This is a genomic window from Paracraurococcus lichenis (genome assembly GCF_030657435.1).
Lineage (GTDB): Bacteria > Pseudomonadota > Alphaproteobacteria > Acetobacterales > Acetobacteraceae > Paracraurococcus > Paracraurococcus lichenis.
Genome location: NZ_JAUTWS010000124.1, coordinates 1 through 9,418 on the forward strand (window position 1 = coordinate 1; position 9,418 = coordinate 9,418).

Genomic DNA, 9,418 nt, shown 5'->3' on the forward strand with positions numbered 1-9,418 from the left:
GGGCGGCACCCCGGGCATTGCCGCGGCCGCATCCCTCTGCCTCGCCAGGGACCATAGGAATCGCCGGACTTCCCGGCCTCCGGGGCGGCAGCGCCGCGGGACCGCCCATAAAGTGCAGGACAACGCCGTAGACCAGGCTGAAGTGGGATCCTGCCGGTGGCACTATCCACTTTCGGCACATCGGCCATCGCGGGGGCAACTCAGAAGCCGAATGGTCTGCCCGGCGCTGGCGGGACATTATTCGCTCATGCCGCCGAGCGCCTCCCGCAGCGGCGCTTCCGAAACCCGCATCAGGCCGTCGAAGGGGTGGTTCAACTCCAGGATCAGGTACATCGCCCCGGCGACCGAGAGAGCGCCGATCGACAATGCGACGAGCACCGTGGGATTGAAGCGGGCGGACAGGCCGAAGCCGAAGAACAGAACCGCCACCCAGAATATCAGCACGGTCAGGAACGGACCCGGCAGGCTGCCTTCGGTGGCATTGACGGTCAGCGTCCGCATCCGGGCGAAATCGGTGACAAGTTCCATGATCCGCCGCTGCGCGAAGCGCTGGGCCTCGTCACGCGGCTCGAGCCGGCCGATGATGGCCATGAACTGCCCACGCTCCCGGCGGGTGTCGTCCGGCCTGATGCTGGCGAGCCGCGCCTCGCCATGTGGCCAGATCCGGTCGATCTCGGCCTGCACCGCATGGTGGAAGAGGCTGCGCGCCGGAGCGGCCTCCGGGCCGTAATAGTCCAGCGCGCGGTCCAGCTCGACCAGATTGGCCGCCATCTGGCCGAGCTGATTGCCCAGTGACTGGTAGGTGCCCTGGGCGGAGGCGACGAGAAGGCCTAGCACGAGGGCCGTGAGCGTGGCGACCAGGCCCAGCACGCTCCGCACGACCTCCCGCGAGCTGTCGTCGAAATGCTGGCTCGGCAATCGCAGCGCCACGCCCAGCAGCGCCGCCGCGAAGCTGCCGAGGAAGATCGTGAAGGCGATGGCAATGGGGCTCATCTCTCGCGCCTTACAGCGATGGAACGCGTCCGGCATCCATCGGGAGGACCAGGGCGAACCGGGCGCCGTGCCTCCGGGTCAATGGTAGCACGCGTCGCCGCGGAAGGTCGCCTGCCGGACAATGCCGCCGCGGTCGAGCATGAAATTCGTCTCGCAGCCGGTCACGCCGAAGCCGTGGCCGCTCTGCACGTTCGACAGGAAGCTGACGACCTGCCCGCCATCCGGCAGTGGGGCCGAGCGCACGGGCGCGCCCCAGACCGCATAGAGCTGGTTGGCGTTCTGCCCGACGAAGCCATCGACGTACTTCTGGTAATCGGCCTGGGTCGAGCAGGCGGCACACAGGAGCAGGACCCCACCCGCCAGGAGTTGTCTCATCGCCACTCCCTTCGGTTCACGCCGTCTCCTGTCATTCGGCCCGGGGCCACTCCGGGGAGATGGATCCTTCGGTAAGGCATTCCCCGGCAAGGCGGCCCATGCGACGGCCGGGGGACGATACGCATGTGCGACCGGCGCGCGCACGCCATGGCGCTATCCAGATTCGGCATTGCCGGGCCCCATCGCCGCGGACGCCCGGCCAGTCGGCCCGGAAGCCCACCTCCGTGCGGACGACGTGGCGCCTCGGCAGGCCGGGTCGGTGAGCGCGACGGGCGCGATCTGCTGCCCGCATGCTGGAAATGGATAAGGTTCAGACGTGCACAGGCTCACGGAATCGTCCAGCCTATGACAGGCGGGCTGCTTCCACCTTCACGACGGCAAGGGCGTTCAGAAGACAGCAGGTCACCTGCCTTGAGCGCCCATGGCCTGTCATGAGAGGCGCGAGGGCCGACGACGATGCTCCGCTCGGTCAGGTTGAACGACATCCGGCAGGATCGGGTGGGCAGCCCCCCCGCCGACCGGGACGCGGTCCTGCCGAAAGTCGCCGCCCGGGTATGCCTGTCGCGTCCCTTGCCCGCTCGCGGCCTGCCCGCGACCCCGGCGAGACACTCAGCGTGTTCCAGGTTCGCACGGCGATGCTGAAGCCCATGGTGCACCGATCCAGCCTCACCGAGGTGGGCGAGCTTCTCACTCCTGCCGACCACGGCGCATGCAAGGCGGTGCCGCTGCGCAGCTACCCCTTTTCCCTGCAGACCAGCGTCCTGGAACTGTCCGGCCTGAGCCTGCAGACCGGACGCAGCACGCCGCTCGCCGTCCTGGGGACGCTGCCGGCCGATACGGCCTGGATCCTGCTTCCGCTCCACGGATGCCGGACCGTCCGTCTGGGTGGAAGGGCCGCGGGAACGCATGCCGTCGCAGTCTTCGGCGCCGCCGCGGAATACGAGATGGCCAACAGCCAAGACTCCAGCTGGGCTCTCATCGCCCTGCGCGCGGCGGATGTCGGGTCGGTCCTGACCCTGCCGCGCCGATCGACGGTCCTGCGTCCCGGTGGGGTTGCCTGGCTGCACACCGATGCCGCCGCCTGGACGTTTGCCGCCACGCTCATGCAGGACGCCACGGAGGTGATGGAAAAGGACCCGGACGTCTTCCAGGTCGAGGAGGCATGCCGCTCGCTCAGGGCCGCGGTGCTTGAGGCCTGTCAGGACCTCCTCGCCGGTCCCGCAGGGGGTCGGAAGCCGTCGACCCTGCCCGCCGCTCCAGCGTCACTCCGGCGCATCGTCCGGCTGGCCGACGACTATCTCGCGGCCTATCCGTCCCGGGCGACGGACACGGCGCAGCTGGCATCGGCCGTTGGGGTATCGGAAGCACGCTTGCGGCTGGCCTTCCAGACGATCCTCGGCATCAGTGCGACGAAATATCTCGTGGCGCGCCGGCTGGTTCTGGTGCGCATGGCATTGCGCTCACCCGAACGCCCCTGGGTGTCGGTCGAGGAAGCGGCCCAGGCACATGGCTTCTGGAACCGCCGCAGCTTCGAACGCGCCTATCGCCTCATGTTCCGCGAGGCACTGCTCCGCCGCTGACGGACCACGCTCGCGCGCCGGTTCGCGGCCGCTGGCGGCGAACGCCTGATTGGCCCACGGCCCGCTGCCGCCAGGTCCGATCGGGCACGCGTAGGGTGGAAGCATGGGACAATGCCCGCACAGCAGACCTAACGGCAGGTCGAGCCGCCCCGCGCCTGCATGAGGGTCTCCGACGGCGACTGCCCGAACAGCCTCCGATAGTCATACGCGAAATTGCCGAGATGCCAGAAGCCATGCGCGAGGGCGAACGACTTCACCAGAGATTCGCCCTGCCCGCCGGATTTGAGGGCCTGGTGCACCATCATGAGGCGGCGGCGCTTGAGGTATGCATGCGGGCTCATACCGCAGGCTGCGACGAAGGCCTGATGAAGCTTGCGGGGCGACACGGCCAAAGCCTTGCAAAGATCATCCGTGTAGATGGGCCGGCCGATATTCGCGTGCAGGAATGCATCCGCCGCATTGAGGAGCCGGATGGCATCCCGTGTGGCACGACCGCACAGGTGCGGTTTCTCCGCCCGGGAAAAGGCCTCGATGCAGAGTTCCATGAGCCCTTCGGCCAAGCAGGCGACGGGCATCGTCATGCGCCCCTGCTCCGACAGCCGTTGCGCGAGGTTCGTGATTTCCGTCGCGGCTCGGCGCAACCGCGCCGCGATCGCCGCCGGCACGAGGGGTGCGGGCTCGGTGGAGCTCAGGTTGAAGCGCATCCCCCCAAGGTCAAACAGTCGGTCGGCGGCCTCGGTGGAAAAGGAAAACGAACCCCATTCAAGGTGCGCCGGACAAAGACCATGGATCTCCTGTCCGGGGGCCAGGGCGAGCATGTGGCCTTCGCTGAGCGGGCACCCATTGATGACCGGCGACGCGCGGTGCCGGATGGAAAACAGCAGCCCTACACGGGACAGATCCACCGCCCCGCGAACGATATGTGCCTGATCGACAACCCGCTGGATATGCAAGGCGCCGGCCTGCACGACCGTGAGGCTGGCGTCGTATCGGCCTGGCTCGAGCGGCATGTACTCGATGCCGGCATCGCGCACCGCACGCGCCAAATCCTCGGGATCCGTGAAGCGGTGCGAGAAGATCGACACCCTCTCCGCAGCCTCCGGCACTGACATCGCGTGCCTTCCTTCCTGGGCAGGGCGGCAGGCGCCGGCAATGACGCCTGTTGCGAGTATTCGCTTGCTCCTACGGGACTCTCGATTGAGGGGCGAGCGTCACATGACAAGTAGAGAAACATATATCGCCGACTCGACTTCCGCGCACACAAACCATTTTGGCACAACGCAAACCAGGTCGGTAAAGATTGGCGGTTCACCCACCTGATCGCCATCAGAGTCGGCCGAGGCACCCGTGCTCGGGCGCTGGAGAGCCCGTCCGTCCCCTCACGGCTGCATCGGTCGTCGGTGCGGAGCGACACACGCTCCTCGCCCATACGGACTGAGTGGAAATGCCAAATTCGGACAGCGATGTCGGATGATCCCATCCGGTCGCGGCGCGAAGGTGCGACACCGGCCAACACGACCGGACGTCGCCTTTGCTCAACCGACCTGCGCCTCACGCTGCCGTCGCCTCTGCAGGCACTGCGACGCGGTTCGCCAAGACGGAGCCTGATCATGACGAATGCTTGGAAGAGCCTTGCCCTGGCTGCGGCGCTTGCAACCGCAGGCACAGCGCTTCCGGCTGCGCTGTCCACGCCGACTTCGGCACAATCCAACCCGACCATCGCAAGCATTCCCGAGCCGATGGCGGAGACGATCCATGCCAAGATCACCGCGCTCAATCCGCAGACCCGCAAGATCACGCTGCAGGGCGCGTCGGGTCGCACGGCGACAGTGACCGCGGGGCCCATGGTGCGCCTGGAGATGCTGAGGGTCGGCGACATGGTTGACGCGCAATTCTATCGCTCCGTCGCGTTCGAGCTGTCGAAGACGATGAACGTGTCGCCGAATGCCGCCTTGATCGCCGTTGATCAGAACGCGACGGCGCCGGGCGGCATGGCCGTGGCGATGATGCGGATCAGCGCAACCGTCGTCGGCATCCATCCGTCGTCCAATTCGCTCGACGTCGTCAGCCCCGGCGGCGGCGGCGTCTATACCGTGCACGTCACCGACCCAGCGCGGACCGCCATGCTGTCGCAGATCAAGATCGGCGACACCATCACGGCCCTGGTCAGCGATGCCATCGCCGTATCGGTGGAGAAGGCCAAGTCGAGCTGGTTCTGACGCGTCGAACAGACGGGCAGGATGCGCCGCGTCCGGGCACCGGTAGGCAAGCGGACGGTTCGAGGCGAGACGGGCACATGCCTCCGGACCGCTACGGATCCGCGTGAACGGCGCTGCCATACCCGCACCGGCTCAGTGGCGTCCGAAGGACCTGCGGCATGCGTCACCCGAGGACCGTGACGCGCCGCACGGTGAATGACTGGAGGAGCGAAGCATGACGAGCCGACCGACACGGCGGCAGGCGGCCGCCAGCCTTCTCGCCGCGCCGACCTTGTTCCTCGGCGTGCGGGACGCTGCCGCGCAGGGAGCAGCCCTGCCGCCATCCGCCGCCGCACCGGCTACAGGTACCGGACGGATCACGGAGGACCTCGCTCACGCTATCGGGCTGGAGGCCTATGCCTACTTCTATTCCCTGATCACCATGGAGCTGACGCGCCGGCAATCGACGAACTACGCGCATCCGGGCGAGCATTTCGGCCGCGGCCCGGCCAATACCTTCGTACATGTCCGGGAATTTCCACCGACCGACTTCCGCGACGTCGTGCGGCCCAATTTCGACACGCTCTATTCCATCGCCTGGCTGGACCTGACGCGGGAGCCGATGGTGCTCTCCGTGCCGGAGGTAGGTGGCCCTCAGGGGCGCTACTACCTTCTGCCGATGCTGGACATGTGGACGAATGTCTTCGCCTCGCCCGGCACGCGCACCACGGGCACCGGCGAAGGGCATTTCGCCGTCCTGCCGCCGGGCTGGACGGGCAGCCTGCCCAGCGGCACCAGGCCGATCCGCGCGCCGACACCTTCCGCCTGGATTATCGGGCGTACCCAGACCAATGGTGCGGGCGACTACGCGACGGTGCGACGCCAGCAGGATGGCTACCGCCTCACGCCGCTGAGCCGTTGGGGGCAGCCGCCCGGCCCGGTGACCGGGACGGTGGACGCCAATGTGGACATGCGCACGCCGCCTTCGGAGCAGGTGAATCGCATGCAGCCGGCGGACTACTTCGCCCTCGGTACCGAGTTGCTGAAGACCAACCCGCCGGGCACCTACGACCAGCCGATCCTGGCCCGGATGGCGCGCATCGGCCTGCGGCCCGGCGCCGGCTTCGACCTGGCGGCGGCGGAACCTGTCCTGCGCGCGGGGCTGGAACGGGCGGGACGCGAGGGACGCCGCCATCTGGCCGCGAGCGTGCCGAATCTCGGCGCCGTCAAGAATGGCTGGCTCTATCTGGCCAATGGCATGGGCGTCTACGGCACCGACTATCTGCGGCGTGCCGCGGTCGCCATGGTGGGTCTCGGCGCCAACCTGCCGGAGGACGCCATCTACCCGATGACCCAGGTGTCCGCCGACGGGCGAATGCTGACGGGGCAGAACCGATACCTTCTCCGATTCCCACGTGGGCAGGAGCCGCCGGTCGGCGCCTTCTGGTCGCTCACACTTTACGACGCGCAGGGATTCCAGGTGGCGAACCCGATCAATCGGTTTGCCATTGGCGACCGCGACCCGCTCGTCCGCGATGCGGACGGCGCCATCGAGTTGCTGATCCAGCACGGCGATCCCGGCGGGGAGCAAAGATCCAACTGGCTGCCAACGCCGGAAGGCCCCTTCAACCTGACTCTCCGGCTCTACGGTCCGCTCGCGCCGGCGCTGGATGGCCGCTGGGTGCCGCCACCCGTCCAGCTTGCGGAGGCGCCCGGCGAGGTTCCAGGGGCGATGCGCCTGCCATGAGGCAGTTCGGCTGCGCCTGGTCGGGCGCCTCCTCCTCACGTTGCATTCGCGGCGCGGGCGCGTCGTACATGCGCAGCAGTGGCATGCCTGGGTTCATTGTACAGCAGCGACGCGGGTGCCCTTCGGACACCGCAAGGCTGTGCACCGTCTTGGATCGTGTGAGGCGGGCAGGACGTGAGCAGCGCCTGGCTCGGCGGATGTTCCAAGCTACTCCTTCGGAAACACGGGATGCGCGCCGCGCGCGTGACGGACGGGAGAACTTGCGGTCAAGCGAGCCATCCGCATGGAGCGGTCATGGCCTTCCTTGCCTGGCGGTCCAGCCTAGCAACGCGCGGAGGGCAGCTTGACCACAGTACGCCGAGGCCACTGCGCGCCTCGGCGCAATCAGAGGAGAAGCGAAGTCATGCCGAAGACGTCCCGCCGCCAACAGGTGTCAATCGGTATGGCGTCCCTCACGCTTCTGCTGGTGGCCGGCGGATGCCAGAGCGACGTCCGGGTCGGACCGGAGGCGGTCGCCGGTAAGGTTCCGGACGCCACGGTCCGCATGAACGAGGTGCAGGCGGCCTATATCGGAAGCGGGAGTGCCGGAAACGGCACGCTGTACTACCGTGGACGGAGCTATCCCTTCATCATCACCGGCGCAGGCATCGGCGGCATCGGCGCCTCAACCATCGATGCACATGGCGAGGTCTACAATCTGCGCGACCTCGTCCGGTTTCCCGGTGCCTACGGCGAGGCCCGCTACGGCTTCGCCCTCGGCACGGAGAGTGCGGGCGATCTTTGGCTGCAGAATGAGTCCGGCGTGATCATGCACCTCAAGGCTCGGCGCGAAGGGCTGATGCTCAGCCTGGGTGGCGACGCCATGGCGATCTCCATGAAATAGCGTGGGCTGCCGGCGGGGTGAAGACCGGTCGTGAAGGACTCGGTCGTCGCTTGCCTTGCGACCCAGCCTGCGGGCACCCGCGCCTGCCAGGGCGGGCCGCCGTGACGGACCACGAGCCTGGCGAGCGTCCATCGGACCGGCCGAAGGAGACCGTCGCAGCGCGCGGTTGCGACGTCGTCCGCTGCCCGCATCTCGTCAATCGATTGCGGCGCGCAGTGAACCGGTGCCGAAATTGGATAGTTTTTCGGCGCCGTACATTCCATTCCGCGAGGTAGCCTTGATTCCGTTGAAGGAGGCCTCGCTGCGCCGACCGGTAAGTGAGGATGTCGCCTGATGCGTCTGCGCCGATGTCTCGTCCTGGCGGTCACCCTGGTTGCGATGGCAAGCGCTGCGCAGGCGCAATCCGAACCGCCGCCGATCTGGACATTCTCCGTCGCGCCCTATGCCTGGGTGCCAGCACTCCGCGGCAATGTCCATACGCCACTGCCGCGCGTGGGGGACCGCAACTTCGAGGTTGGCGGCGGCACCGTGATCACTGACCTCGACGCCCTTCCCGCCATGATCGCGGGCGAAGCGCGCTACGGTCGGTTGGCGGTGGTTGGCGACTTCTTCTACGCGGCGCTGCAGCAGGACCTCAACACGCGCGACCTGCTCTGGCAGGGCGGGCATACCCGCGTCACCAGCACGGTCGGGACCCTCCTCGGGATGGTTCGGCTCATCGAGGCGCCGCGGCAGAGTATCGAAGTGGGCGCCGGCACCCGAATCTGGAACTTCATCACGAAGGTCTCGCTCAATCCCGGCCTGGAACCCGGCGCCATCCGGAAAGCTTCCTTGAGCTGGGCCGATCCGCTGGTGGCAGCGCGCTACCGCGTGATGCTCTCACCCCGCTTCGGCGTGAGCGTCTATGCCGATGTCGGCGGCTTCGATGCCGGTTCGCGGCTGACCTGGCAGGCCATCGGCTCGCTCGATTACGACCTGACTGATTGGGCGAGACTTCGCGTGGGCTGGCGCCACCTCAACGTTGACCGACAGAGCGGCAGCTTTGGTGTCGACCTCGGCTTCAGCGGCCCCTTCGTCGCCGCAAGCCTCCGGTTCTGACGCCAAGCGTTGTCATCCTCATCCTCTCCCCCAACCGGCCCTGACAGGATGCCGTGCCCAGCAGGCCTCACCGCCCCCTGTTGGACCCCGTCCGTCGCATCTCAGGACTAATGATGAGCTTGCGCCATGTTCATCCGTCCCTCGTCGTGCTCCAACCCGGGCGGCAAGGCGCTGCACCAGTCGCTGCTGGCGGCAACGGCGACCGCTGCCGGAGTCCTGGCGGCAGGACCGGCAGGCGCGCAGACCGGCTGGAACGCCATGCCCGTCACCGGCCTGTACATCGGTGCCGGCGTCGGGCCGAACTGGGTGCAGAAAGCCGACCTCAAGCAATCCGGCTCGGTCACCGCTGCGCTGCGGCAGCGCGGCTTCCCGGCCCTTGGCGGCAAGGCCCTGTTCGACACCGGCGTCGGCACCTATGCCAATGTGGGCTGGGGTTTCGGCAACGGCCTGAGGGCAGAGGGTGAGTTCAACTAGCGCTGGAATGACATTACCAACGCGGCCACCAAATAGGTCGCATTGTGCCGTGCGCTGTGCGATGGTCTGG

9 protein-coding genes are annotated in these 9,418 nt (G+C 67.5%); 6 read left to right on the forward strand and 3 right to left on the reverse strand.

Annotated features, from left to right (window positions below; genetic code table 11):
• Positions 1 to 237: 237 nt before the first annotated feature.
• The gene (locus Q7A36_RS36220) at positions 238 to 993 is read right to left on the reverse strand and encodes a bestrophin-like domain (protein ID WP_305108662.1); all 756 of its coding nucleotides are present in this window, start codon (positions 991 to 993) and stop codon (positions 238 to 240) included.
• A 78-nt stretch (positions 994 to 1,071) separates the two neighbouring features.
• Positions 1,072 to 1,368: a hypothetical protein gene (locus Q7A36_RS36225; protein ID WP_305108663.1), complete on the reverse strand. Its 297-nt coding sequence runs from the start codon at positions 1,366 to 1,368 to the stop codon at positions 1,072 to 1,074.
• Between the two features lie 614 nt (positions 1,369 to 1,982).
• On the opposite strand from Q7A36_RS36225, the gene Q7A36_RS36230 reads away from it, so the two are divergent.
• Complete coding sequence (locus Q7A36_RS36230) at positions 1,983 to 2,948, forward strand: helix-turn-helix domain-containing protein (RefSeq protein ID WP_305108664.1); 966 nt, start codon at positions 1,983 to 1,985, stop codon at positions 2,946 to 2,948.
• 128 nt (positions 2,949 to 3,076) lie between these two features.
• Here the strand turns inward: Q7A36_RS36230 and Q7A36_RS36235 are convergent, their stop codons facing one another.
• Positions 3,077 to 4,033 carry a helix-turn-helix domain-containing protein gene (locus Q7A36_RS36235; protein WP_305108665.1) on the reverse strand — a complete coding sequence of 319 codons (957 nt, stop codon included), beginning with the start codon at positions 4,031 to 4,033 and terminating at the stop codon, positions 3,077 to 3,079.
• A gap of 525 nt (positions 4,034 to 4,558) precedes the next feature.
• Here Q7A36_RS36235 and Q7A36_RS36240 point away from each other — a divergent pair.
• The 5 genes from Q7A36_RS36240 (at position 4,559) to Q7A36_RS36260 (ending at position 9,348) form a co-directional block, all read left to right on the forward strand.
• Positions 4,559 to 5,167 carry a hypothetical protein gene (locus Q7A36_RS36240; RefSeq protein WP_305108666.1) on the forward strand — a complete coding sequence of 203 codons (609 nt, stop codon included), beginning with the start codon at positions 4,559 to 4,561 and terminating at the stop codon, positions 5,165 to 5,167.
• A 214-nt stretch (positions 5,168 to 5,381) separates the two neighbouring features.
• Positions 5,382 to 6,893, forward strand: a complete 1,512-nt coding sequence (locus Q7A36_RS36245) for a DUF1254 domain-containing protein (RefSeq protein WP_305108667.1) — start codon at positions 5,382 to 5,384, stop codon at positions 6,891 to 6,893.
• 403 nt (positions 6,894 to 7,296) lie between these two features.
• The gene (locus tag Q7A36_RS36250) at positions 7,297 to 7,776 is read left to right on the forward strand and encodes a hypothetical protein (protein ID WP_305108668.1); all 480 of its coding nucleotides are present in this window, start codon (positions 7,297 to 7,299) and stop codon (positions 7,774 to 7,776) included.
• 333 nt (positions 7,777 to 8,109) lie between these two features.
• Positions 8,110 to 8,874 carry a porin family protein gene (locus Q7A36_RS36255; protein WP_305108669.1) on the forward strand — a complete coding sequence of 255 codons (765 nt, stop codon included), beginning with the start codon at positions 8,110 to 8,112 and terminating at the stop codon, positions 8,872 to 8,874.
• A 126-nt stretch (positions 8,875 to 9,000) separates the two neighbouring features.
• Complete coding sequence (locus Q7A36_RS36260) at positions 9,001 to 9,348, forward strand: hypothetical protein (protein ID WP_305108670.1); 348 nt, start codon at positions 9,001 to 9,003, stop codon at positions 9,346 to 9,348.
• Positions 9,349 to 9,418: the final 70 nt, after the last annotated feature.